Genomic DNA, 25,090 nt, shown 5'->3' on the forward strand with positions numbered 1-25,090 from the left:
CGGATGGCGCCGAGGAAAGCCCGCGTGGCCGACGTACATGAGATCGCGTCGGGGATGCCGCACGTCACCAAGTGGGAGCGCGACGACGGTACGGATCGCCCGGTGTACCAGGTCGGCGGGAAGTCGTTCGTCTTCTTCCGTACGCCGCGACCCGACGCGGTCGATCCGGTCACCGGCGAGAAGTACGACGACGTGATCATGATCTGGGTCGAGTCCGAGGACGAGAAGCTCGCACTGGTCTCGGACGAGTCGACCCCGTTCTTCACCACGCTCCACTTCGACGGCCACCCGTCGGTCCTCATCCGCGGCAGCGAACTGGGCGACATCTCGAAGCAGGAGCTGACCGAGATCATCCAGGACGCGTGGCTCTCCAGAGCCTCGAACCGGCGCGCCACGACGTGGCTGAAAGAGCATCGGTTGAGCTGACCTCGCTGCCACACTGTTCCCGTGAGCTCAACGCCTCCGGGGCCGAACTACAGCTGGCAACCGCAACCCGGCAACTTCAAGTCGGCACCCCCGTACGGCCAGCCACCCAAGAAGAGCCGAGCCGGCCTGATCATCGTGCTGATCGTGCTCCTCATTGTCGTTGCCGTCGGCGCCATCGGCGTACTCGCCTACCGCCTCGTCGCGAACCACCAGGACTCCAAGTCCGACCCCGCCCCGAGTACTTCGGTCGCACCCCCACCCGCGACGAAATCCACCCGCCCGGTCCCGTCCAAGCCCGCACCCACCGTCGCGCCGAAGCCCAGGGCAACAACCCCGGTAACAACCGCCGCCGACCTTGGCCGCAGTTTCGTCGCCCAACTCAACGCGAACAACTCCAAAGGCGCCACCACCTACGCCTGCAAGGGCTCAGAACAACTGATCCCCCTCCTCATGCAGCCCTCGTAGGCCCCCCGACCAAACTCACCGCAGGCACCCCCCTGGGCCAGACCCCCACGTTCGTGATCCCGCTGTCCGGCACCTCCAAGGGCGCAACCGTCACCGGCAATCTCATCATCAGCCAACTCGCCCCGGACCCCATCTGCGTCCAAGCCTTCAACATCACCACCAAAACAACCTCAGGCTGAATTCGGGGCCAGGGCTCGGGCGGTGTCGGGGAGGCTGGTGCCGGTGGGGAGGGTGGCGATGATGGGGGTGTCGAGGCCGTTCTCGATGTAGCGGTTGATGTGGGTGCGGCATTGGGCGGGGGTTCCGTGGACGATCAGGGCGTCCAGGATCTCGAGCGGTACGGCGGCCATCGCGGCGTTGCGGTCGCCTGCGGCCCACGCGTCGCGCATCGGTTTCATCGCGGCACCGCGGCCGAGCCAGTCGTGGAAGGCGGCGTACCCGGGGACCGTCAGGTACGTCGCGATCAGGAACCGCCCGATGTTGCGCGCCATCTCCGCGTCCTCGGTGACGCAGACGAAGATCCGCGCAGCCAACTCCTTGTCCGGCCCGAGCTCGGCGCGCACCTGTCGTACGTCGTCCGCCGACAGCCAGTTCGTGATCGCCCCATCGGCCTCGCGCGCCGCCAGCCGCAGCATCTGCGGGCGCAACGCAGCGAGCATGATCGCCGGCGGCACGTCCGGCGCCTTCTCCAACCGGAACCGATTGATGGTGAAGCTGTCGAACGACCCGTCCACCTTCTCCCCCGCGAACGCCTGCCGCAGGAACCGCAGTACGTCGCGGGTCCGCGCGTACGGCGGGTCGTACGCGATCCCGTTCCACCCGGTCACGATCGTCTCCGACGACGCCCCGATCCCGAGCACGAACCGCCCCGGTGCGAGATCCGCCAACGCCGCCGCACTCATCGCCAAAGCGGCCGGCCCACGCGTATGCACCGGTACGACGGCCGTCCCCAACCGCAACCGCTGATCCCACTCGGACGCCAGCACCAGCGGCGTGAACGCATCCGCGCCCGCCACCTCCGCCGACCACAGATCGGTGTACCCCAGGTCGAACAACTCCGAGATCAGCGATCGGTGGTCCCGCAGCGGCACCCCGGTCAGCGGAACGGTCAGTCCCCAGCGCATCACAGCATCCTCTTCAGTACGGCGAGCGGCGCGAACCGCATCACCTGAGCCAGCGGCCTCCACGGCCACGACGGTACGTACGCCTTCGACTTCTCCGACTCGATCGCGGCCACCATCGCCCGCACGCCCGGCACGGTGTCCACGATCAGAGGCGTGTGCGCGACCCGCTCGTTCATCTCGGACCGGATGTACCCGGGGTAGATCGTGCTCACCTTGATCGGCTTCCCGAGCAGCTCTATCCGCAACCCCTCGGCGAGCGAGGCGATCCCAGCCTTGGTCGCGGCGTACGTCGTGACTGTCTTCGGCAGCCCGCGCAGTCCGGAGATCGACGAGATGAACACGAGGTGCCCGGCGTTCCGCGCCCGGAACAGCTCCATTGCCGCCTCCGCCTGGGCGAGCGCACCGACGAAGTTCGTCAGCGCGGTCTCGCGGTTCGCGTCGAACCGGCCGGTGCCGAGCGGCGCGCCCTTGCCGAGACCGGCGTTCACGATGATCCGGTCCAGCGGCAGCTCGGCGTCGACCTTGCGGAAGACCTCGAACACCTGGTCGTGATCGTTCACATCCAGGCTGTGGATAACCACTTGAAGCTGTGGATAACTCCCTGCCAGCTCAGTCTGCAGCGCTTCCAACCGCTCGGTCCGGCGCGCGGTCAGCGCCAGGTTGTGACCCTTCGCAGCGAACTGCCGGGCCATCTCGGCACCGAGCCCGGAACTGGCGCCCGTGATCAGGATGTTCCGTCGCATCGCAGTCCTATCTATAGGAGAGCAGCTCGCTGCCAACGTGGACGTGCTCGTTGTAGCTCACCACAGTCAGCCCACCGCGTCCGGACACGACCTTCGTGATCGCGGTGTTGATCGTCACCGGGTTCAGCTTCGCCCACAGCCCGTCCCCGCCGGACAGCAGCCGGCTCCCCACCGCCGCGATCGGGCCGCCGGACGTGAACACGAGCGCCGTTCCACCCTTCCCGAGTCGCTCGGCCGTACGCCGTACCGCCGCCTCGGACCGCTCGCAGAACGCCTCGAAGGACTCGGTGTATCCGTCGCCGCCGTCCATCCACCGCTGCGTGGCCGCGGTGAACATGTCCTGGAAAGCCCGCTGCGGATTCCCGGTCCGCGCCAGATCAGCAACCATCACCGCACGCACGCGGTACGCCGGTTTGTGCGCGATGATCACCTGCTCGTGGTCGAACTCGTCGTACCCGTTGTCGATCTCAGGCGTGAATCCGGCCAGCGTCGCCGTCTGCTGATGTCTGCGCATCGAGCCGGAAACCACCACGTCGGGCTTCGCGTCCGACAATGTCTCACCCAGCCGTCGCGCCTGCTGCTCACCGAGCGATGACAGCTTGTCGTAGTCGCGGGCGCCGAACGACGCCTGCGCGTGGCGGATCAGGTAGATGACCGCCATCTACGCCTGCCGGATGATGCGACGGCAGCGGCGCTCGAGCAGGTTGACCGGGAGCCAGAAGCTCTTGAACCGCGGATTCCGGGTCTGCTTGTGGTGATACCGGTAATAGATCTGCTGCGCGATCACCGCGAGCCTGAACAGCCCGAACACCTCGTAGAACGCCCAGTTGTCCGCCACGAGCCCCGACCGCTTCGCGTAGTACTCGACGATCTCGTCGCGCGTCAGCATCCCCGGCACATCGGACGGCTGCAGCCTGAACCGGCGAAACGCCCAGTCGTCATCGGCCTGTACCCAGTACGCGAGCGCGCTGCCGAGATCCATCAACGGATCGCCCAGCGTGGCCAGCTCCCAATCGAGTACGCCGACCACGTGCAGCGGATCGTCCGGCGCGAGCACGACGTTGTCGAGGCGGAAGTCGTTGTGGATAACACACGTCCGTACGTCCGTCGGCTGGTTCGCCGCGAGCCAGGCCATCACGCGTTCGTAGCTGGGCACGTTCCAGGTCTTCGCCTTGCGGTACCGGTCGGACCAGCCGGTGACCTGGCGCTCGACGTACCCAGCACCGCGACCGAGATCGGACAGCCCGGCCGCTGCAGGGTCCACCGCATGCAGCTCGGCAAGCGTGTCGATCAACGTGAATCCGAGCTGCCTGGTCTGCTCCGGGGTCAGGTCGACGCCGAGCTTGTGGTGACCGGGGATCGTGCCTGCGACGCGCTCCATCACATAGAACTCGGAGCCGATCACCGAGTCGTCGTTGCAGTGAGCAACCATCTCCGGGACGTACCGGAACACCGGCTTGAGGCCCGCCTGGATCCGGAACTCGCGGCCCATGTCGTGCGCGCTCTTCGCCTTCGTCCCCGCCGGCGGACGGCGCAGGATCAGGTCGTGGTCCGGATAACTCAACAAATAGGTGAGGTTGGATGCGCCGCTGGTGAACTGCTTCACCTCAGGCAGACCGTCCGGCAACTCGGTCCGCTGCCGCAACCACGCGTCGACGGCGGGTACGTCGAACGCGTCCTCGTCTCGGACCGCCCGCGCGGCATCACCCATTCGTCGGCTCGGCCCGCTGCCGGGCGCGCTCCGCGATCTTGCGCATCTGCCGGTTGTACAGCGGCCGCGCGAACCGCTTCGTGCGCCAGGCCATCGCCGCCGGCCGGTCCGGGATGATCAGGAACTGCTTCTTCTTGATCCCCGCGAGTACGGCGGTCGCGATGTCGTCGGCGGACCGCGGCGACTTCTCGATCAACTGTCGCGCGGTCGCGCCCATCGCACTGTCCGCGCCGCGGATCGAGTCCGCGAGGTTGGTCCGGAAGAAGGACGGGCACACCACGGACACAGTCACGCCGTACGGATAGAGCTCGTGCGACAGCGTCTCCGAGAGCGCGACGACGCCGGCCTTGACCGTGTTGTACGAGCTCATCATCGGCGGATGGACCAGCCCGGCCGCGGACGCCGTGTTCACGATGTGACCGGAGCGCTGTCGCTTGAACAGCGGCGCGAACGCCCGGCAGCCGCGCACCACACCCATCAGATTGATGTCGACGACCCGGTCCCACTCGTCCAGCGTCTCGACGTCGATCCGCCCGCCGGTCGCGATCCCGGCGTTGTTGACGAGGATGTCCAGGCCGCCCCAGCTCTGCTCGCACCACGCGACCGCGGCGTCCCAGTCCTCGGCGCGGCGTACGTCCAGCTTCAGGTACGCCGTACCCTCGCCCTCCTCGGCCACATCCGTCGACAAGACTTGGTGGCCTTCGGCAACAAACTTGGCGACCAGCGCCGCACCCAGCCCACTAGCGGCGCCGGTAACGAGGACTCGGCTCACTTGGCCTCCTGAGCAGCAGACAGGTACGACGCGAGCTCGATCCTCGCGATCACCCCACGATGCACCTCGTCGGGCCCGTCGGCCAGTCGCAACGCGCGCGCACTCGTCCACGCGGCCGCGAGCGGGAAGTCGTCCGACAGCCCGCCGCCGCCGTGCAACTGGATCGCCATGTCGATCACGTCCTGCGCCATCCGCGGTACGGCGACCTTGATCTGGCTCACCTCGCTCAACGCACCCGCGAGCCCTTCGGTGTCCAGCAGGTACGCCGTTTGCAGCACGAGCAACCGTGACTGGTTGATCGCGATCCGCGCGTCGGCGATCCGCTCGCGGTTGCCGCCGAGGTTCACCAGCGGCTTGCCGAACGCAGTACGGCTGGTGCCACGCTCGAGAGCGAGCTCGAGCGCCTTCTCCGCAAGGCCGATGAGCCGCATGCAGTGGTGTACGCGCCCCGGCCCGAGACGTCCTTGTGCGATCTCGAACGCTCGACCCGGTCCCACCAGGATGTTCGACGCCGGCACGCGGACCTCGGTGAACGAGACCTCGCCATGGCCGTGCGGTTCGTCGTACCTGTGCATCGCCGGCAGCAGGCGCTCGACCTTCACGCCGGGAGTGTCGCGCGGGACGAGGACCATCGTGTGGCGCGCGTACCGGTGGGCGTCGGGATCGGTGAGGCCCATGAAGATGAGGAGCTGGCAGTCCGGGTGGCCGACGCCGGTGCTCCACCATTTGCGGCCGTTGATCACGACCTCGTCGCCGTCGATGACAGCGGTCGCCTCCATGTTGGTGGCGTCGGAGGACGCGACGTCCGGCTCGGTCATGCAGAACGCGGACCGGATCGTGCCGTCGAGCAACGGCTCCAGCCACTGCTTCTTCTGCTCGTCCGTGCCGTAGCGGAGCAGGACCTCCATGTTGCCGGTGTCCGGCGCGTTGCAGTTGAAGATGTACGGCGCGATGAACGACCGGCCGGTGAGCTCGGCGATCGGGGCGTAGTCGAGGTTGCTCAAGCCCTCGCCGTACTGCTCGTTGCCGGGCTCGGCGAGTGGCAGGAACAGGTTCCACAGGCCGGCGTCACGCGCCTTCGCCTGCAGGTCCTTGATCATCGGTTGCGGCTGCCACGGGTCACCGGCGGTACGGATCGCGGTGTGCAGCTCCGCCTCGACCGGCTCGATCTCGCTGCGCAGGAAGGCGTCTACCCGCGCGCTAAGATCCTGAGCCCGGGCCGAAGGTTCGAACCCCATCAAGACTCCCTTCCTCGCCTTGACCGTAGCTCAGCTTCTAAGCAATGCTCAATAGCATGGATCACCGACTGTCGGCGGAGGACCGCAAGAAGCAACTGGTCAAAATCGGCCTGATGATGCTGCGGGACAAACCGATCCACGAACTGTCGATCGATGCCATTGCCGGCCAGGCCGGGATCTCCCGAGGCCTGCTGTTCCACTACTTCCCGAGCAAACGCGACTACTACGTAGCCGTCATCTCCGCCGCCGGCCGCCGCCTCCTTCGCGTCACCAAGCCCGCCGACTCCCTCGCACCCGAAGAGCAACTCCACGAAATGCTCACGCAGTTCGTCGCCTTCATCGAGCGGCGCCGTACGGCGTACATCTCGTTCGTCCGGGGCGCTGCCGGTGGGGATGACTTCGCCGTCGAGGTGTACGACGAGACCCGCGCCGGTCTGACGAAGCGCGTGCTGACATACATCGGCACCCCTGAGGTGGCGGACGAGCCCAAGTCGCTGGATTATCTGCGGATCCACGCGTGGCTCTCGTACGCCGAGGACCTGGCGATCGAGTGGTCGGGGTTACGCGAGGAAGACCGCCCATACACCGCGGACTACTTGATCGACCACGCCATCGAAGCCCTCCACACACTCCGCAAGCTGTAGCCCCGCGAGCGAGCTGCTTGCCTGAGTGGCAAGAGTCCCTGGGGACTGGCGATAGGCAATGGCTTATCGCCAGTCCCCAGCAGCTGTCCACAGCGCGCGTGGGACAGGCCTACGGGAGGAGCTCGGGTGTGAGGTCGGGGGCTGACATGTCGGGGTCGAAGGGGAAGAGGGGGCGGAGTACGCCGTGGTGGCCCAGGCGGAGTAGGTCTTGGTCTACGCCGCCGGGGGTTAGGGCCAGGAGCCAGTCGGCGGCGAGGTTGTAGAGCTCGGGCTCGAGGTACCCGATCTTCACGATGACGAGGTCCGTTGCCGAGGGGTCGAGGCCGAGGAGGGTGAAGTCGGCGATGTGGTGGTACGGCTTGCGGCGGGTCGTGAGGATCGAGTGGAGGCCGCCGACCTTGACCACGGCGACCGTGCCGCCGACCGGGTCCTCGGAGATTGAGAAGACAGTGCCGGACATCGGGACCGGGCCGGCGGGGATGTTGTCGACCTTGCCGCCTGCCGTTACCTGGACGTCGTTGCCGACGCCGGCCGCGACGCACGCCGCGACGGCTTCGGGGTCGGTGATGCTGGCGTGGATTGCGGTCGCCTTGCCGGAGGTCAGGTCCTCCATGGTGAGCAGCTGGCCGAGTGTCCACGAGGTGTCGCCCGCGCCGCCGGCAGTCGGGTTGTCGCCGGAGTCGCTGATCAGGAACGGGCGAGCCGTGCTGGCCAGACCGGCCGTCACGCACTCCTCCAAGGTGCCCGTCGGCGCAACAAACTCGAAGCCATCACGAGCATCCCAGTAGCCCTGCGCCAACTCAGCAGCGCGCGCAGTAATCAACGCAGAATCATCACCAGTCACAACCACAGCGGCCCGGCAGCGCGGCTCGTCCGCCCACGCGTAGCCGACCCACACCGCCGCATCCAGCACTCCAGCCTCGTCCGCGATCTCCCCGACCCGGTGATAAATCGACTTGGCCGGCTCGAGTCGGGTCGACGTCTTCTCGCCGGGCAGCAGCACCGGCACCTGCACCCACGCCTTGCCCGGCTTGCCCAGCCCGGAACGCATCCGCTCGACCAGGTTGCGCAGCGCCCGCTCGCGACTCTCCATCGCGTCCTCGTGCGGCGCCATCCGGTAGCACGTGATCAGATCCACCGCCGTACCCAGCTCGCGCGACACGTTCCCATGCAGGTCCATCGACGCGGACATCAGTACGTCGGGTCCGATCACGGCTCGGATCCGCGTGGCGAGATCCGCCTCGGCGTCCTGCCGGCCGACCACGCTCATCGCGCCGTGGATGTCGAAGAAGAACCCGTCCAGCTGGCCGGCCCCTTCGAGGCGGGTGATGATCTCCGCCGAGAGGTCGTCGTACACCTCCGGCAGTACGGCGCCGCCGGGCAGCGAGCGCGCGTGCAGCAGCGGGACCCATTCGATCCCCTGCGCCCAGTCCTTCCCGAGGAACTCGTACCGCTCCATCAGGTGGTCCCCGCGCCGTACGTCGAAATCGGCCAGGCCGGCCCGATGCGGCGAGAACGTACTGGACTCGATGGCGATCCCGGCAATGCCAATCCGAAGGTTCATGTCTAAAACCTGCCACAACCGAGCCGTTTCGCGCACTGCCTATCGGCCGATTGTGGACGCGGGCCCGGTGCTTGCGCGGACGATCAGCTCGGTCGCCAGCTCGACGTGGAGGGCCTCGACCTCGTGATGATCCAGGAGGCGGGTCAGCAGGCTGACGGCCATCCGGCCCATCTCCTGCAGCGGCTGGCGGACCGTGGTGAGCTGCGGTGTGGTTGCGCGGCTGAGGTCGAGGTCGTCGAAGCCGGCGATCGAGAGGTCGCGCGGGACGGACAGTCCACGTTCGGCGGCGGCTTGGAGGGCGCCGATCGCGGCCTTGTCGTTGAACGCGACCAAAGCAGTCGGACGCGGGTCGAGGTCGAGAAGCTCCAAAGCAGCCCGGTAGCCGTGCGCCGTGGTGGGTTGGTCATGGCGGACCAGCGATGGGTCGGGCAGGATCCCCGCATCGGCGAGAGCGGCGGCGTGACCGCTCAGTCTGGCGTCCGCGGCAAGCCATTCGCGCGGACCGGCGATGACGCCGATGCGGGTGTGGCCGAGGGCCGTCAGATGGGCGGTGAGCTGGCGGGCGCCGGAGTGGTGAGCCGCCGACACCGACGGGATGTCGCGAGGCAGCGCGGTCCGTGGATCGACCACGACGAACGGGAAGCGCCGCGAGCTCAGCCGCACCAGGTCCTCACTCGACTCCGGCGGAAGGATGAGTACGGCGCCACCGACGTCACGCCGGGATGCCAAACCACGCAGTACGGGATCGTCCTGCGTGGCCTCGCCGGCGTTGAGGATCACCTGTCGGCCGTGCCGGTCGAGGGCCTCGGCGATCGACGAGACGATCAGGCCGAAGTAGTCGGTGAGCACGTACGGGCAGCGGACGTACACGGCGCCCTCGACGGGTTTCGGCGTACCGCCTCGCGGCATAGGTGCGGGCAGCCCGAGCTCCTCGATCGCCTGCTCCACCAGCCGTCGAGTCTCCGGCGCGATGCCGCCGACCCGGTTGACCACGCGGGACACGGTCGCGAGCGACACCCCGGCCGCAGCCGCGACGTCGCGCATCGTCGCTCTAGCGCGCGGCATTTGTTACATCGCATTGTTTCACGCTCAGCACTCTAGACCTACGCTCCCAGACCTTGACAGTGGTCGATCGCGGGCGTGTCCTGAGGCCGTTTGTTTCATCCCTGAGGAGTGCGATGAGAACACCCGCCTTCGGCGTCGCCCTTGCTCTCACGGTGGCGTCACTCACCGGACCTGCCCAGGCCCATCCCCCGACGACCCAGGTCAATGTCTGGGTCACCACGCCGGACCGCGCCGAGTTGCTCCACGAGCGGGCGCCGGTCACGTTCCACGACGGATCCAGTGACCGGACCACGATCACGGTCGACCCACGGACGTCGTACCAGACCATGGACGGCTTCGGCGCCTCGATCACCGACTCGTCCGCGAACGTGCTGTACCGGCTCAGTCCGACCGACCGCGAGCAGACGATGCGCAAGCTGTTCGACCCTCGCCAAGGGATCGGCGTCAGCTTCCTTCGCCAGCCGGTCGGCTCATCCGACTTCACTGCCGCAGCCGAGCACTACACGTACGACGACGTGCCGGCCGGCCAGACCGACTTCGGTCTGACGCACTTCACCATCGCGCACGATCAGCAGCAGGTGCTGCCGTTGCTGCGGCGGGCGAAGCAGCTCAACCCGCAACTCAAGGTGATGGCGACGCCGTGGAGCCCGCCCGCGTGGATGAAGGCCGCGGACTCGCTCGTCGGCGGTCGGCTCAAGGACGACCCCAAGGTGTACGACGCCTATGCGCGCTATCTGGTGAAGTTCGTCCAGGCGTACGCGAAGGCCGGCGTACCGGTCGACTTCCTCTCGATCCAGAACGAGCCGCAGAACCGCAAACCGAGCGCGTATCCGGGCACGGACATGCCGGTTCGCCAGGAAGCAGCAGTGATCACCGCCCTGGGTCCACTGCTGCAGAAGGCCAGTCCGCGCACGAAGATCCTCGGGTACGACCACAACTGGACCACGCATCCCGGTGACATCGCCTCCACCCCGCCTGGTGAGGACCCGGAGACCGACTATCCATACAAGCTGCTCCAGACGCCGGCGGCCAAGTGGATCGCGGGTACGGCGTACCACTGCTACTCCGGCGACCCGTCGAAGCAGACCGATCTGCACAACGCGTTCCCGTCGAAGGGCATCTGGTTCACCGAGTGCTCCGGCTCGCACGGGCCGACCGACACCCCGCCGCAGATCTTCCGCGGCACGCTCACCTGGCACGCGCGCACGCTGATGCTCGGTACGACGCGCAACTGGGCGAAGTCGGTCGTGAACTGGAACATCGCGCTCGACTCCACCGGCGGCCCGCACCTCGGCGGCTGCGACACCTGCACCGGCCTGGTCACGCTGCAGCCGGACGGGACGGTGACGACGGATGCGGAGTACTACACGATCGGCCACCTGTCGAAGTTCGTGAAGCCGGGCGCAGTGCGGATCGGGAGTACGTCGTACGGGACGACCGGGTGGAACGGGCAGCTGATGTCCGCCGCCTTCCGCAACCCGGACGGCAGTACTGCGCTCTTGGTGCACAACGAGAACGACGACCCGCGCAGCTTCACGGTCGCGGTGGGCGACAAGTCGTTCGACTACGAGCTGCCCGGCGGGGCGATTGCGACGTACACCTGGGGTCGGCTGGCAACCGACGTACCGCAGCAACTGGCCGCTGCCGGTGCGACGGCGAGTGTGAACGGTGCGGATGCCGGGCTGTTGACCGATCAGGACGGTTCGACGGTGTGGCAGAGCAAGGCCGCGCAGGAGCCCGGGCAATGGGTGCAGGTGGATCTGGGTAAGACGCAGACGTTCCGCTCAGTCGCTCTGGACAGCGGTGGGAATGTCGGCGACTACGCGCGCGGGTACGAGGTTGCTGTCAGCAAGGATGGTGTGAGCTGGCAGACCGTTGCGTCTGGCGCATCAACGGGGCAGCTCACCACGGTCAAGCTACGGCCGACGCATGCGCGCTACGTGCTGGTGACGTCGACGGGATCGGCTGCTAACTGGTGGAGTCTGGCTGACATCCGAGTCTATCGCTGAGCCAGCACGCGACGGCGGCGGCCTTCTCGTTGCTTGCAGCAATGATCTGCAAGCCGACGGGGAGGCCGTCGGTCGGTAGCGGGATGCTGACCGCGGCGTGCCGGGTGAGGTTCGCCAGGCGGGTGTTGTTGAGCAACTGCTTGCGTACTTCGAGTCCGCCGTCGGCCGTGGTTGCTTCGGTGATCAGAGGTGCAGTCGTCAGGACGGTCGGGGTGAGTACTGCGTCCACCTGTTGCAGTACGGCATCCAGCTGCCGCGTGATCGCTACCGCGTCTTCCTGTGCGCGCGTGTAGTCAGCGGGCTGCACAGCCGAGGCCTCACGCAGCCGCTGCAGGACATCTGGTTGATACCGGTCCCGGGAACGGCCTGCGTGATTCGCCACCGCTTCAGGGCCTTGGAGGTTGGCTGCCGTCGTGAAGCTGTGCGACCAGTCCGGTAGCTGCACTTGAAGCGCGTCAAAGGTCTCCAACGCGGCAGACCACGCCAGCCGTGCCTCGGCGGTGAGTTGGAGGTACTCGGGGTTGGTTGCCACACCTAGCCGAGGCTCAAGCAGTTCGAAAGCTCCCAGCCCGCCCAGAGCGGTGAGCGCGTAGGCGGCGTCGGCGGCAGTGCGAGTCAGAACGCCGACGTGGTCCAGCGACTGCGACAGCGGAAACACTCTGTCGGCCGGGATCGTGTTGTAGGACGGTTTGAACCCTACGACCCCGCACAGTGCAGCAGGGATACGCACCGAGCCCGCAGTGTCCGTGCCGATCGCTAGCGGAACCACTCCGGCGGCCACGGCAGCAGCTGACCCGGAGCTGGAACCACCTGTCATCCGCGCCGGGTCATGCGGGTTGCGGCACGGGCCGACGCGGTTCGACGTACCTGTGCAGCCGTAGGCGTACTCATGCGTGTGCGACAGCCCGATGATGATCGCGCCGGCCGCGCGCAACCGCCGTACGACCTCAGCGTCCTTCCGGCCCACCTCATCCATGGACGCGGACCCACACCGGTACGGCAGCCCCTCGACCTCGACGATCTCCTTGACCAGCACCGGCACACCCGCGAGCGCCCCACTCCGGTCATGCGCAGCGGCCGCCTTGCGCGCACCCTCCACATCCAGGTGCACAACAGCATTGAGCTCCGCAGCATCGGCAGCCCGCGCCACCGCCTCCTCAACCAACTCCACCGGGTCCAGCGACCCATCGCGTACCCCAGCGGCAATTTCCTCGAGCGTCCTCACCGACCCATCAGACCATGGAGAGGAAACGGAAACAGGAGCGTCATGCCGTGTTGCTACCGTCCGGGTCATGGTGATCGAGGGAGTGGAACTGCAGGCAATGCCCGCGACGGACCCCACCATCCGGGCGTTGGCGACCGCTCAGCAGGCCGAGCTCGCCGCGATGTACGGCGAGGACCAGCCGCTCGTCGCCCTCCACCCCGACATCACGTTCACCCTGCTCACTCTCGACGGCGCCCCGGTCGGCTGCGTCGGTCTCCAGCCGGTCGGCCCCGCCCTCGGCGAGATCAAGCGCATGTACGTCGCCCCCACCGCTCGCGGCTGGGGCCTGTCCCGCATCCTCCTCGACGCCGTCGAATCCCAGGCCCGCTCCGCCGGCGTCACCCGCCTACGCCTGGAAACCGGCACCAAACAAGCCGAAGCCATAGCCCTCTACACAAACCACGGCTACCGCCCAACCCCGCCGTACCCACCCTTCGACCACGAACCCGCCTCGCTCTGCTTCGCGAAGGATCTCTAGAGGTTCAGGACCACGTGGTCGCCGTCGCGGTGGAAGCCGAGGTTTTTCAGGTAGGGGGTGGAGTCGAGCATGCGGGGTGGGGCGAGGACCTGGTGGAAGCCGTGGTCGGTGAAGACGTCGCTGCGGCGGTAGACGAACTCGCCGGGGGTGAAGTCGCGGTACTTCGGGACGACGTAGTCGAGGTCGATCTGCGCGCGGCCGGTGCCGGCGTCGTGGGCGAGGACCACGCCGACGGTGCGGTCGTCGTGCTGGACCAGGAACGCGTACTCGCTCGCACCGGCCGTGAAATCGGGGTTGAACCGGGTGATGTCCTTCGCATGCCGATCCAGCACGTACCCGAGGTACGCGTCGGTCTTGTCGACCTCGAGCACCTGGTACGCCGTCTCGTCGTGCCGGTGCCGCAGCAGCCGCCACAGATGGACGACGTTGATGACCGCCAGCACCGCGTTCATGCCGACCATCGGCCAGACGCCGACCGCGGCGTTGAAGCCGACCAGGATCACGCAGCCGATCAGGTTCAGGACCCGCAACCGCAGGATCCGCGTCTGCAACAACGACCACACGACGAGCGCAGACCCGCCCCACCCGATGATGCTCCATACGTCCACACCGCGAGACTAGAGCGATCTAGCCCGTGATGTGGTGGCGAACATCGTCAGTGCGTCTTGATGTCCGGCGAAGTACGCCTGGCCGTAAGCCTGCGTGTCCGCCTTCCAGTACGGCACCTGCAACCCGTCGTACTCGACCTTCCGGATCGACGGCTCCGCGCCGGTGCTGATCTGTTCCGCGTCCTCGGCACACGCCGGCACCGTCCGCCGCCTACCGCCCGGCTCGGTCCACAGCACGTCACTGCTCGACGGCCCGTGGCGCGGATCGAAGAGGCAAGGCACTCGCTCCTCAGGCAGTCGGCGTCCGTCCCGGCGGGCCCGGACGCGGGCCACCTCGTAGTTGCCCTCGGCGACCGCCTCGGCCACCGTCTCGATCTCCTGCGACCGCGCGAGCGCGGCTTCGGCCGACTCGTACGCCCGTCGCGCCTGCGTGTAATGCGGATCTGCCTTCGCCCCGATGAGCGTCTCCAGTTCCGCGCCGAGGTGTGCGACGTCCTCCGTCACGAGGTCGTGCACCCGCTTCTTCGCGCCGGCTGCGGCTCGGGCCGCGACGCGGCGAGCCCACAGGTACCAGCCGGCGACGACCAGAACTACCCCGCCCAAGGTGAGATAGAGCCAGACCATTTCCCGACCGTACTGCGGCCGCAGGTGCGCGGCGAGGACTCAGCCGCGCGCGGCCCACCAGCGGAGTAGCTCTTCGCGGGCGCGGGCTTCGTCGAGCGGGCCCTCGTCGAGGCGGAGTTCCATCAGGAACTTGTAGGCCTCGCCGACCTCGCGGCCCGGCGGGATGCCGAGGATCTGCATGATCTGGTTGCCGTCGAGATCGGGGCGCAGGGCATCGAGCTCCTCCTGCTCCTGCAGCCGGGCGATCCGTTCCTCGAGGTCGTCGTACGCCGCCCGCAGCATCTCGACCTTGCGCTTGTTGCGAGTGGTGGAGTCGGCTCTTGTCAGCACATGCAGCCGCTCGAGCTGGTCGCCGGCGTCGCGGACATAGCGCCGTACGGCGGAATCCGTCCACTCGCCGTCGCCGTACCCATGGAAGCGCAGGTGCAGCTCGATCAGCTTGCTGACCTGCTCGATCTGCTCGTTGCTGAACCGCAGCGCCTTCATCCGCTTCCGGGCCAGCTTCGCCCCGACCACGTCATGGTGGTGGAACGTCACCTTCCCGCCGGCCTCGTTGCGCTTGGTCTTCGGCTTCCCGATGTCGTGGATCAGCGCGGCGAACCGAATGACGAAATCGGGCGTCGGAACAGACAGACGCGATTCGAGATCGATCGCCTGATCGAGGACGGTGAGTGAGTGCTGGTACACATCCTTGTGCCGGTGGTGCTCGTCGACCTCGAGCTGCAGCGCCGGCAGCTCCGGCAGCACGTACTCCGCCAGCCCGGTCTGGACCAGCAGACCGAGTCCGATCCGCGGCTGGTCAGCGCAGATCAGTTTCTCGAGCTCGTCACGGACCCGCTCCGCGGACACGATCGTGATCCGGTCGGCCATCGCGGTCATCGCGGCCACCACCGCCGGATCGGGCGTGAACCCGAGTTGCGCGGCGAACCGGGCCGCGCGCATCATCCGCAGCGGGTCGTCGGAGAACGAGTCCTCCGGGGTGCCCGGTGTCCGGATCACCTTGTTCGCGACGTCGGTAATCCCGCCGTACGGGTCGACGAACTGCCGCGACGGCAGCCGGACCGCCATCGCGTTCATCGCGAAGTCCCGGCGGGCCAGATCGCCCTCCAGGCTGTCGCCGTAGGCGACCTCGGGCTTGCGCGAGGTGGGATCGTAGGTTTCCGACCTGTAGGTCGTGACCTCCAGAACCCACTCGCCCTTACGACAACCGATGGTGCCGAACGCCTTGCCGATATCCCAGACATGGTCCGCCCACCCGGACAGCAACCGCTCGATCACATCGGGGTGCGCTGACGTGGTGAAGTCCAGATCCTTGCTCCCCCGGCCGAGGAGAATGTCCCGGACAGGACCGCCGACCAGGGCGATCTCATGGCCGGCGGCATCGAACCGGGAGCCCAGTTCGTCGACCACCGGAGCGAGTTGCAGCAAGGCCTGGACGGCTTGTCGCTGCAGCGCGGGCAACGATCCGGCGGAGGCTGACTGGTCGGCAAAGGGTGACACGGGGAACTAGGTTACGGTGACGGCGTGTTCAGACGGCGACTGAGGCTCTCTGCGGTGGCGGGTGCCTGCCTGCTGGTTGCTGCCTCGGCAGCGACTCTCGGCGCTCCGGCCGACGCCGCACCGGCCGACGATCCGACCGTCCAGGTCACGATCGACTCGTTCGGCCCGGTCGCCCCCAAGCCCGGCCAGCCGGTGGTGATCAAGGGCCGGGTGACGAACACCAGCACGGTGACGTTCAACGATCCGCAGGCGCTGGCCTGTATCGACCGCACCCGGCTCGCGAGCACCGCCGCCGTCGAGGCGATCCCGACCGAGCAGAACGTCCCGATGAACGACCGGGACAGCTGCAGCAACCTCACTAACGACCCGCAGACGTTCAAGCCGTTCGACCAGCCGCTGGCGCCGAAGCAGACCGTCGAGTTCGTGCTGACGGTGCCGTGGAAGGAATGGCGGATCCAGGACCAGACCGGCGTGTACGTCGTCGGCGTCACGTTCCGCGGCGAGCCGCAGAACGGCGCCCGGGTCATGGCCGGCCGCGCCCGCACGCTGATGCCGGTGGCCGGCACGACGCCGCTGGCCCGCCCGGTCGACACCGCACTCGTCATCCCGCTGCGGCACCGCCCGACCCAGCTCGGCGGTAAGAACTTCGCCAACGATTCCCTCGCCCAGGCGCTGGCGCCGACCGGCTCGCTGAGCCGCCTGCTCGCGCTCGGCAAAGAGCGCAAGGTCACCTGGCTGCTCGACCCCGCGATGCTCGACGAGATCAAGCAGATGGCGAAGGGCTACGTCATCGTCGGTCAGAACGGTGAGTCCACTCCGGGCGCCGGACAGTCCGACGCGATCGCGTGGCTGAAGGACTTCGACGTCAGCCGCGCCCACGGCAACCAGGTCGTCCTCCTTCCGTACGGCGACCCTGATGTGGCCGGACTGCTCGATTCGGGCGTCCCGCTGAAGGATCTGGTCGCCCGGGCCCGCCAGACGACCCAGGGGTACGTCCTGTCCGCCGCCTCCGTCGACATCCCGGTGGCGTTCACCAACGGCCTGTGGCTCGAGGGGGGCGCCGCAGCGGGCCGCTACCTGGGCGCGGCCTCCACCGGCTTCCCCGGCGCCAGTGACAGCGACCTGAACCTGGTCAGCAGCTCCTCGTGGTCCGCCGCGACCCGACCGGTGCTGACGTCGACCCCGGTGTACGACGTGATGACACCCGGCCCTGACACCTTGGTGCGGACCGTCATCGCCGACTCGTCACTCACCAGCGGCGGACCGGACCAGGAGACCGCATCCAGCCCGCTGCAGGTCCGCCAGCGCTTCGCAGCCGAGACCGCGCTGATCGCCGCCGGCAAAGGCACCGCCGCGTCGGTTGTCGTGCTGCCGCCGCGCGGCTGGGATAACGACAGTGCCGCCACCGCACAGCTCGCCGCCAGCCTGTCACTGCCGTGGATCAAGGCGACCGACGTCAACACGGTCGTGGCGAGCAACCCGAGACCGCAGGTCACCAGAGCACCGAAGGCGGCAGAGAACAACGGCGTACTGACCGAGACGCAGCTGAGCAGCGTCCGGGACCTCGACGCCGCGACCAGCACGATGCAGAACCTGCTCGTCGACGAGAACGCCCTGCCGGAAGTGATGACGCACGCACTCCTGCGGTCCACGTCGTCCGGCTGGAACGGCTATCCGGAAGAGGCTCGGCACTTCGCAGCGATCGAGCTCGGCTCGGCGAACCAGCAGCTCGGCAAGGTACACCTTGTCAACGCCAGCGTCGACCGCGGTCTGCGCAAGGAGATCAAGGTCAATCTGGCCGGCAGCAAGGGCACGTTCCCGCTGACCATCACCAACGACACCGACTGGTCGGTCCGGGTCGGCATCGAGGTCACTGCCGCCAACCGCTCCGACCTGAAGATCACGCCGCCGCAGACCGCCGTCCTCGGCCGGGGGCAGAAGTGGACACCCCGGATCACGGCGAGCGCCGAGCAGAACGGTCTGATCCGCGCCAACGCCCAGGTGGTCACCGCGGGCGGCCAGCCGGTCGGCAAGTCGCAGGAGCTGCTGATCCAGGCCAGCCAGTACGGCAGCGTCGGCTGGATCCTGGTCGGCGCGGCCTGCGCCCTTCTGTTCGGTACGTCGTTCGTCCGCATCTACCGCCGGATCCGGACCGAGCGCCGCAACCCGACCCCCGCTGCGGAAGCCACCTCGGAAACCACTGCGGAAGCCACGGCGGAAGCCACTGCGGAAGCCACTGCCGATCCCGCTGACACCGCTGATCCCGCCCACGATCGCCCCGAGGCGAACGGCGTACCCGAAGCTGCTGCTCCGGATGCGTCATTGAAAGAAGGAGTCGGTTCGAAGGATGGCTGACCGCACCCTGCGATCCGCGGCGGTGATGGCAGCCGGAACAGTGCTGTCCCGCCTGCTCGGATTCGTCCGGATCGCCTTGCTCGCCGCCGCCATCGGCACGGCGCTGCGCGGCGACATCTTCACCGCCGCGAACACGATCCCGAACAGCCTCTACATCCTGCTCGCCGGCGGGGTGTTCAACACCGTCCTGGTCCCACAGCTGGTCCGCGCGATCAAGAGCCACGACGACGGCGGCCAGGACTTCACGAACCGCCTGCTGACGTTCGGCTTCGTCGTACTCGCCGTGGTCACCGTGGGGTGCGTGCTGCTGGCGCCGGCGATCGCGGAGCTGTACCTGCCGAAGGAGCTGCACGATCCGTCCCGGGCGACCGAGAAGGCGAACATGGTGATGTTCGTCCGGCTCTGCCTGCCGCAGATCTTCTTCTACGGCGCGTTCGTGCTGGTCGGTCAGGTGCTGAACGCGCGGCGCCGGTTCGGTCCGATGATGTGGGCGCCGATCGCGAACAACATCGTCGCGTGCGCCTCGATCGTCATCTTCCTGTTCATCTACCGGACCGGCGACACGCCTCCGACCTACAGCCACGGCGAGGAGCTGCTGCTCGGGCTCGGGCACACGATCGGTATCGCCGTACAGCTGCTGGTGCTGCTGCCGTACCTGAAGGCGAGCGGACACACCTATCGGCCGAAGTTCGGCCTCCGCGGTACCGGTCTGGGGCACACTGCCCGATTGGGCCTCTGGACGGTCTTCTTCGTCGCCGTGAACCAGGTGACGCTCGTCGTGGTCACGCAGCTCGCAATCGCGGGTAGCGCCTCGGACGACCCGGGCGCGAAGGCCGGTCTGTTCGCGTACAGCACGGCGATGCTGATCATCCTGGTGCCGCACGGCATCGTCACGGTCTCGCTGGCGACCGCTGCATTGCCGCAGATGTCCGCGCTGGCGGCGGAGGGCGACACCGCTGCGGTGGCCCAACTATCGGCGCGTTCGATCCGGCAGACGCTGGCGATCGTCGTACCGGCTGCCGCCGCGATGGTCGCGTTCGCGTATCCGATCGTCACGTTGATCGCCGGGTACGGCTCGGGTAAGAACAACCTGACGCTGATGTCGTACACGCTGATGACGCTGGCGCTCGGCATCGTGCCGTTCACCGTGCAGTACTTCCAGCTGCGCACGTTCTACGCCTTCGAGGACACCAAGACGCCGTTCTTCCTGCAGTGCGTGATCGCGGCAACCAACATCGCCGCGGCCGTGATCGGGGTCCGCGTGCTGCTCGACGCCGAGCACCTGCGGTTCAGCGGTGTGATGCTCGGGGCAGCGTACGCGCTCGCCTACCTGGTCGCCGTACTGATCTCCCGGCCGGTACTGCGGAGGAAGGTGCCGCGCGTGCCCGGTGCGGGGATCGGACTCCCGCTGCTGGCGATGGTGATCGCTGCCGTCGCCGGCGCCGGCACCGCCCGCGTGGTGATCTGGGTGCTGAGCCTGGGAATCGAATGGTCCGGACCGCTCGGCGCGATCCTCGAGCTGGCGATCGCGGCGATCGTCATGCTCCCGGTATACGCCGCTGTGTCCCGGGTACTCCGTATCCACGAAGTGAACGACGTGGTGTCCATGGTCACATCGAAGTTGCCTGTACGCCGCTGAACCGGAACGCTTGTGCATTCGTGCACCACTTGTCTAGTCAGCGGTGGCACTAGCATGGGGGCTGCGAAAGGGCCGCTGGGGCATCAAGGAGGGCGAGAGACACCGTGTCGAACCAGACCGTGAGTCCTGGTGCCCTGCTGGCCGGGCGGTACCGGATCGCCGAGCTGCTGGCCGAGATCGACGGTGCGCGGGTGTGGCGGGCCGTGGACGAGGTGCTCAGCCGCGCCGTCGTCGTCGACGTACTGCCGGTCGGTGATCCGCGGACGAACCTGCTGTTCGACGCCGCACGCCGGGCCGCCGCCGCGAACGACCCGCGGTTCCTGCGGGTGCTCGACTGCGACATGCACGATGGCGTGACGTACTGCGTCCGCGAGTGGGCCGGCGGGCGGTCGCTGGAGCGCATGCTCGGCACCGGGCCGCTGACCGGCCAGCAGGCGGGCTGGCTGGCCCGGGAGGTCTCCGAAGCACTCGAGAACCTGCACCGCACCGGCTTCGCGCACGGAGCGATCAGCCCGGCGACCGTGATCATCACCGACGCCGGCGCGATCAAGGTCGTCGGTGTCGCCACCGAGGCGGCGCTGCGCTCGTCCGGAGCAGGTTCTCCCGAGGAGGACGTCCACTCCCTGGGCGAGCTGCTGTTCGCGTCGCTGACCGGCCGCTGGCCCGGTCCGGCGCCGGCCTGGGGGCTCCAGCCCGCACCGGTCGAGCACGGCCGCCTGCTGAGCCCACGTCAGGTGCGAGCCGGCGTACCGCGCTCGCTGGACGACATCTGCGACCGGCTGCTGGGCGACCCGCCACGGCACCACGCCCCGCCGATCACCAGCGCGGCCGGCCTATCCGCCGCGCTGTCCGGAGTCGTCGGCAGCTCGCACGAGCCGCCGAACCAGATGGACGAGACGGTCCAGGTCGCCCGGCAGAACGGCAGCATCGACGACGCCACGCAGGTCGTGCCGCAGGCCGGGCCACCGGCGCTCGATCCGAACCCGCAGCCGACGTACGACGCCGAGCCGAACGGGTACCGCCAGCCGCAACCGGCGTACAACACCGCGGCCGAGACGCGTCCGGTCCGCCGCCAGCCTCCCCCGCCGTCGAACGGGAACGGCCGGCGCCGGCACGACGAGCCGAAGCCGAAGGGTTCCTGGGGCGGCCGGATCCTGATCCTGCTCGCGATCCTCGCGCTGCTGTCGGTGATCGCGATGGCGCAGTTCCTGCTCAAGGGCGCGATGAACAACGACCAGGACAACAACGGCGGCGGCGCGAAGAGCAGTGCCCCGCCGCAGACCAGCACGACGCCGTCGGCGACGAGCGGTCCGGCCAAGATCGTCGCCGCCAAGGACTTCGACCCGGAGGCCGACGGCGGGAACGGCGAAGAGCACAGCGAGGACGTGCCGAACACCTACGACGGCAAGGTCAGCACGACCTGGCAGACGCAGACGTACCACAACAAGCCGAACCTGGGCGGCACGAAGCCCGGCGTGGGCATCGTGTACGACCTCGGCGCGAGCACGCCGATCGCGAGCGTGGCGGTCGCGCTGCAGGGTGACGACACGAGCATCCAGCTGATGGTCCCGAAGGGCGACACCACCAAGTCGCCGACCTCGGTGAGCGGCTGGAAGGCGGTGGACACCAAGGCGGACCAGCCGGAGGGTACGGTCACCTTGACTCCCCAGTCGCCGACCACGTCGCGGTACGTCCTGGTGTACCTGACCAAGCTGCCGAAGGCCGACGGCGGATTCCGGGGCATCATCTCGGAGGTCTCAATCCAGAAATGACGGCCCACCTGGACTCGGGCGACCAGCCGCCCCGCCCGGACGTCCCGCGCATCGGCGCCGGCGAGCCGGTGCCTCAGGCTGCGCACGCCGGTGCGCCGACGAGCTACGACCAGCTCGACGACCACGAGCTGCTCCGGATGCACGTGGCCGGCAACCCGGATTCGTTCGGGTTCCTGGTCAAGCGGCACCGGGACCGGATGTGGGCGGTCGCGATCCGCACCCTCGGTGAGCCCGAGGAGGCGGCCGACGCGCTGCAGGAGGCGTTCATCTCGGCGTTCCGGCGGGCCGACTCGTTCCGCGGGGACGCGAAGGTCACTACCTGGCTACACCGGATCGTCGTCAATGCCTGCCTCGACCGGATCCGCCGCCGTCAGGTGCGGGCCGCCGACCCGCTCCCCGAGGACGAGGACCGCGCCGCCGAGCTGGCCGGACCGATCGAGCAGGACCCGGCCGAGGTCCGGGAGCGCCGGCTGGACGTGCTCAACGCCCTGAAGCAGATCAACGAGGACCAGCGTGCCGCGCTGGTCCTGGTCGACATGGAGGGCTACTCGATCGAGGAGGCGGCGGCGATCCTCGACTGCGCCCCCGGCACGGTCAAGTCCCGCTGCGCCCGCGGCCGCGCCAAGCTCCTCCCGCTGCTGCGCCATTGGCAGACGACGCGGGAGTCCGACGTACCGGAGAAATCCGCCGCCGAAGCGGTGGGAACCGAATGAACGGGTACACCGTCGAAGCGAAGTCGCCGAGGCAAGTCCTCAACTCTGGCGACCGGACTGCTGATGCCTTCGACCCGGAGCTTTCTATGATCACGCCGCGTACCTCCTGTGAGGAGGCGAGCCCCGATGACCGAATCCGGTCTGCCGACCAGTGAGCACCTCGAGCACCTGGACACGGACACGATCGCCGATCTGATCGAGAACCTGCTGCCTGCGCCCGAGGCACACCGCGCTCGTGAGCATGTGAAGGCATGCCCGGAGTGCCAGCAGACGTACGACGCCCTCGTGAAGCTGTCCGAGGACCTGGCCGACGAGGGTCGCGCCGACATCCCGATGCCGGCCGACGTCGCCGAGCACCTGGACGCTGTGATCGTGTCGGAGTCGGTGCTGCGTGCCTCGACGGTCGGTGTGCACTCGCTGGCCCAGATCCGCGAGGAGCCCCGTCGCCACCTGCCGAAGCTGCTCGGCGCGGCGGCCGGCGTCGTACTGATCGCCGCGATCGGTGTCGGCGTCGTGTTCGCCACCAAGGACAACGCGCCCGAGGGCGCAGCGAGCACCGAGCAGAACACCCCGCCCGCGGACGCGGTGACGATCACCACCAACAACCTCGGCCCGCAGATCCAGCAATGGCTCGAGCACACGCCGAGCGCGATCATGCACGGCTCGGCGGCCGAGCAGGCCTGCGCCCGGACGTTCGCGTCCGGCCGGCCGAACCCGAACGTCCGGCTGGTCCAGCCCGCCAAGATCGACGGCAAGCGGGCCACGATCATCGGTCTGCAAGGCGGTTCGTCGCGCGACATCCAGGTCTTCGCGGTCACCGGATGTAGCGAGCCCGGCGGAGTTGCCAGCCCGTTCTACGACACCACGGTGACACTGCGCAACCGATGACGACCCGCCCCCGGAGGGTGGGTACCGTGGGAATGGACGGCCTCTAGGATCCGTTGAGTACGACGTACCAATCTCGACTCCCCGAGGAACGCCTGAATGAGCGACTCCACAGTTCGCAACGTCATCATCGTCGGCTCCGGCCCGGCCGGTTACACGGCCGCCGTGTACGCCGCTCGCGCGGCGCTCGAGCCCTTGGTCTTCGAAGGCTCCGTCACCGCCGGTGGCGCGCTGATGAACACCACCGAGGTGGAGAACTTCCCCGGCTTCTCGCAGGGCATCATGGGCCCGGCCCTGATGGACGAGATGCGCACCCAGGCCGAGCGCTTCGGCGCCGAGCTGGTGCCGGACGACATCACCAAGGTCGACCTGACCGGCGACATCAAGGTGGTCACCGACTCAGCGGGCACCGAGCACCGGGCCAAGACCGTGATCCTGGCGATGGGTTCGGGCTATCGCAAGCTCGGCCTGTCCGACGAGGACCGGATGTCCGGGCACGGCGTGTCCTGGTGTGCGACCTGTGACGGCTTCTTCTTCCGCGACCACGAGATCGCGGTCGTCGGCGGTGGCGACTCCGCGGTCGAGGAGGCGACCTTCCTGACCAAGTTCGCCAAGAAGGTGCACCTGGTGCACCGCCGCGGCGAGCTGCGCGCCTCGAAGATCATGGCCGACCGTGCGTTCGCCAACGACAAGATCGAGTTCCAGTGGAACTCCGCCGTCGACAAGATCCACGGTGAGGACAAGCTGACCCACCTGACGCTGAAGGACACCGAGACCGGCGAGACCCGCGAGCTGCCGGCCACCGGCCTGTTCATCGCGATCGGGCACGACCCGCGCTCGGAGCTGGTCAAGGGCCAGGTCGACCTGGACGACGAGGGTTACGTGCTGGTCAAGCAGGGCAGCACCGAGACCAACCTGAGCGGCGTGTTCGCCGCCGGTGACCTGGTCGACCACACCTACCGGCAGGCGATCACCGCGGCCGGCACCGGCTGTGCGGCGGCTCTGGACGCCGAGCGCTACCTGGCCACGCTGGAGGACGCGGAGCACGCGGCCGCCGGCACCGAGCCTGTCTCTGTCTGAACCTGACTCAAAACCACTGAAGGAGATACGCCCATGGGCGAGAAGATGAACGCTGTCACCGACTCCGAGTTCGACCAGACCGTGCTGAAGAGCGACAAGCCGGTGCTGGTGGACTTCTGGGCCGAGTGGTGCGGCCCGTGCCGCCAGGTCTCGCCGATCCTGGAGGAGCTGGCGCAGGACCACAGCGACAAGATCACGTTCCTGAAGATGAACGTCGACGAGAACCCGGTCACCCCGAGCAACTACAAGGTCACCGGTATCCCTACGATCAACGTCTACGTGAACGGCGAGCTGGCCAAGTCCATCGTCGGCGCCAAGCCGAAGGCGGCGCTGCTGAAGGAGCTGTCCGCCTTCACGGACTGATACACCTGAGATCTACCGAGGACGCCCCGTCCGCCCACGGCAAGGAGC

Annotated in this window: 24 protein-coding genes; 12 read left to right on the plus strand and 12 right to left on the minus strand. The window is 68.0% G+C overall.

Annotated elements, in window-relative coordinates:
• The first annotated feature begins 24 nt into the window (after nucleotides 1-24).
• Together ACQPYH_RS44340 and ACQPYH_RS44345 are read left to right on the plus strand one after the other, a co-directional pair.
• Nucleotides 25-426 carry an MmcQ/YjbR family DNA-binding protein gene (locus ACQPYH_RS44340; protein WP_432884663.1) on the plus strand — a complete coding sequence of 134 codons (402 nt, stop codon included), beginning with the start codon at nucleotides 25-27 and terminating at the stop codon, nucleotides 424-426.
• Between the two features lie 21 nt (nucleotides 427-447).
• The gene (locus ACQPYH_RS44345) at nucleotides 448-891 is read left to right on the plus strand and encodes a hypothetical protein (protein ID WP_432884666.1); all 444 of its coding nucleotides are present in this window, start codon (nucleotides 448-450) and stop codon (nucleotides 889-891) included.
• Nucleotides 892-1,061: 170 nt separating this feature from the next.
• On the opposite strand, the gene ACQPYH_RS44350 is transcribed toward ACQPYH_RS44345, so the two are convergent.
• Genes ACQPYH_RS44350 through ACQPYH_RS44375 form a run of 6 tightly spaced genes read right to left on the minus strand, consistent with a single transcriptional unit; the run spans nucleotide 1,062 to nucleotide 6,479 of the window.
• On the minus strand, nucleotides 1,062-2,015 hold the full coding sequence (locus ACQPYH_RS44350) for an LLM class F420-dependent oxidoreductase (RefSeq protein WP_432884669.1): 954 nt from the start codon (nucleotides 2,013-2,015) through the stop codon (nucleotides 1,062-1,064).
• Nucleotides 2,015-2,758, minus strand: coding sequence for an SDR family oxidoreductase (locus tag ACQPYH_RS44355; protein WP_432884672.1), 744 nt, complete (start codon nucleotides 2,756-2,758; stop codon nucleotides 2,015-2,017). Before ACQPYH_RS44355 ends, ACQPYH_RS44350 begins: the two co-directional genes overlap by 1 nt.
• A 7-nt stretch (nucleotides 2,759-2,765) precedes the next feature.
• Entirely contained in the window at nucleotides 2,766-3,419 is a 654-nt protein-coding gene (locus ACQPYH_RS44360) for a histidine phosphatase family protein (RefSeq protein WP_432884675.1), read from the minus strand.
• Entirely contained in the window at nucleotides 3,420-4,469 is a 1,050-nt protein-coding gene (locus tag ACQPYH_RS44365; protein ID WP_432884677.1) for a phosphotransferase family protein, read from the minus strand.
• Nucleotides 4,462-5,241 carry an SDR family oxidoreductase gene (locus ACQPYH_RS44370; RefSeq protein WP_432884680.1) on the minus strand — a complete coding sequence of 260 codons (780 nt, stop codon included), beginning with the start codon at nucleotides 5,239-5,241 and terminating at the stop codon, nucleotides 4,462-4,464. The genes ACQPYH_RS44365 and ACQPYH_RS44370 overlap by 8 nt, the downstream gene beginning before the upstream one ends.
• A complete protein-coding gene (locus tag ACQPYH_RS44375; protein WP_432884682.1) occupies nucleotides 5,238-6,479 on the minus strand; it encodes an acyl-CoA dehydrogenase family protein in 1,242 nt (413 codons plus the stop codon). The genes ACQPYH_RS44370 and ACQPYH_RS44375 overlap by 4 nt, the downstream gene beginning before the upstream one ends.
• A gap of 56 nt (nucleotides 6,480-6,535) precedes the next feature.
• Between ACQPYH_RS44375 and ACQPYH_RS44380 the strand changes: the two genes are divergently transcribed.
• Nucleotides 6,536-7,123 carry a TetR/AcrR family transcriptional regulator gene (locus ACQPYH_RS44380; RefSeq protein WP_432884685.1) on the plus strand — a complete coding sequence of 196 codons (588 nt, stop codon included), beginning with the start codon at nucleotides 6,536-6,538 and terminating at the stop codon, nucleotides 7,121-7,123.
• 109 nt (nucleotides 7,124-7,232) lie between these two features.
• Here the strand turns inward: ACQPYH_RS44380 and ACQPYH_RS44385 are convergent, their stop codons facing one another.
• Both ACQPYH_RS44385 and ACQPYH_RS44390 read right to left on the minus strand, forming a co-directional pair.
• Nucleotides 7,233-8,687, minus strand: coding sequence for a M81 family metallopeptidase (locus tag ACQPYH_RS44385; protein WP_432884688.1), 1,455 nt, complete (start codon nucleotides 8,685-8,687; stop codon nucleotides 7,233-7,235).
• Nucleotides 8,688-8,726: 39 nt separating this feature from the next.
• A complete protein-coding gene (locus tag ACQPYH_RS44390; protein ID WP_432884691.1) occupies nucleotides 8,727-9,752 on the minus strand; it encodes a LacI family DNA-binding transcriptional regulator in 1,026 nt (341 codons plus the stop codon).
• 113 nt (nucleotides 9,753-9,865) lie between these two features.
• On the opposite strand from ACQPYH_RS44390, the gene ACQPYH_RS44395 reads away from it, so the two are divergent.
• Nucleotides 9,866-11,761, plus strand: a complete 1,896-nt coding sequence (locus tag ACQPYH_RS44395; RefSeq protein WP_432884694.1) for a discoidin domain-containing protein — start codon at nucleotides 9,866-9,868, stop codon at nucleotides 11,759-11,761.
• Here ACQPYH_RS44395 and ACQPYH_RS44400 read toward each other — a convergent pair.
• Nucleotides 11,721-12,986, minus strand: coding sequence for an amidase (locus tag ACQPYH_RS44400; RefSeq protein ID WP_432884697.1), 1,266 nt, complete (start codon nucleotides 12,984-12,986; stop codon nucleotides 11,721-11,723). The two genes, ACQPYH_RS44395 and ACQPYH_RS44400, sit on opposite strands and share 41 nt — an antisense overlap.
• Before the next feature lie 67 nt (nucleotides 12,987-13,053).
• Between ACQPYH_RS44400 and ACQPYH_RS44405 the strand changes: the two genes are divergently transcribed.
• Nucleotides 13,054-13,503 (plus strand): GNAT family N-acetyltransferase, encoded by a 450-nt coding sequence (locus ACQPYH_RS44405; RefSeq protein WP_432884700.1) that lies wholly within the window; start codon nucleotides 13,054-13,056, stop codon nucleotides 13,501-13,503.
• Here the strand turns inward: ACQPYH_RS44405 and ACQPYH_RS44410 are convergent.
• Genes ACQPYH_RS44410 through ACQPYH_RS44420 form a run of 3 tightly spaced genes read right to left on the minus strand, consistent with a single transcriptional unit; the run spans nucleotide 13,500 to nucleotide 16,196 of the window.
• Entirely contained in the window at nucleotides 13,500-14,111 is a 612-nt protein-coding gene (locus tag ACQPYH_RS44410; RefSeq protein ID WP_432884702.1) for a hypothetical protein, read from the minus strand. The two genes, ACQPYH_RS44405 and ACQPYH_RS44410, sit on opposite strands and share 4 nt — an antisense overlap.
• A gap of 9 nt (nucleotides 14,112-14,120) precedes the next feature.
• Nucleotides 14,121-14,735, minus strand: coding sequence for a hypothetical protein (locus tag ACQPYH_RS44415; protein ID WP_432884704.1), 615 nt, complete (start codon nucleotides 14,733-14,735; stop codon nucleotides 14,121-14,123).
• 39 nt (nucleotides 14,736-14,774) lie between these two features.
• On the minus strand, nucleotides 14,775-16,196 hold the full coding sequence (locus ACQPYH_RS44420; protein WP_432894662.1) for a CCA tRNA nucleotidyltransferase: 1,422 nt from the start codon (nucleotides 16,194-16,196) through the stop codon (nucleotides 14,775-14,777).
• Nucleotides 16,197-16,259: 63 nt separating this feature from the next.
• Here ACQPYH_RS44420 and ACQPYH_RS44425 point away from each other — a divergent pair, with 63 nt between their 5' ends.
• From ACQPYH_RS44425 to trxA, 7 genes are all read left to right on the plus strand, one after another.
• Nucleotides 16,260-18,590 (plus strand): DUF6049 family protein, encoded by a 2,331-nt coding sequence (locus ACQPYH_RS44425; RefSeq protein ID WP_432884707.1) that lies wholly within the window; start codon nucleotides 16,260-16,262, stop codon nucleotides 18,588-18,590.
• Nucleotides 18,583-20,229: a murein biosynthesis integral membrane protein MurJ gene (murJ, locus tag ACQPYH_RS44430; RefSeq protein ID WP_432884709.1), complete on the plus strand. Its 1,647-nt coding sequence runs from the start codon at nucleotides 18,583-18,585 to the stop codon at nucleotides 20,227-20,229. Before ACQPYH_RS44425 ends, murJ begins: the two co-directional genes overlap by 8 nt.
• A 104-nt stretch (nucleotides 20,230-20,333) precedes the next feature.
• Nucleotides 20,334-22,001, plus strand: a complete 1,668-nt coding sequence (locus ACQPYH_RS44435) for a protein kinase family protein (RefSeq protein WP_432884712.1) — start codon at nucleotides 20,334-20,336, stop codon at nucleotides 21,999-22,001.
• Entirely contained in the window at nucleotides 21,998-22,714 is a 717-nt protein-coding gene (gene sigM / locus ACQPYH_RS44440; RefSeq protein ID WP_432884714.1) for an RNA polymerase sigma factor SigM, read from the plus strand. The genes ACQPYH_RS44435 and sigM overlap by 4 nt, the downstream gene beginning before the upstream one ends.
• Before the next feature lie 126 nt (nucleotides 22,715-22,840).
• A complete protein-coding gene (locus tag ACQPYH_RS44445) occupies nucleotides 22,841-23,602 on the plus strand; it encodes an anti-sigma factor family protein (protein ID WP_432884716.1) in 762 nt (253 codons plus the stop codon).
• Nucleotides 23,603-23,698: 96 nt separating this feature from the next.
• Nucleotides 23,699-24,679 (plus strand): thioredoxin-disulfide reductase, encoded by a 981-nt coding sequence (gene trxB, locus ACQPYH_RS44450; protein ID WP_432884719.1) that lies wholly within the window; start codon nucleotides 23,699-23,701, stop codon nucleotides 24,677-24,679.
• A gap of 33 nt (nucleotides 24,680-24,712) precedes the next feature.
• A complete protein-coding gene (gene trxA / locus ACQPYH_RS44455) occupies nucleotides 24,713-25,042 on the plus strand; it encodes a thioredoxin (protein ID WP_130443285.1) in 330 nt (109 codons plus the stop codon).
• Nucleotides 25,043-25,090 lie beyond the last annotated feature (48 nt).

The sequence above is a fragment of the Kribbella sp. CA-245084 genome (assembly GCF_050942355.1).
Lineage (GTDB): Bacteria > Actinomycetota > Actinomycetes > Propionibacteriales > Kribbellaceae > Kribbella.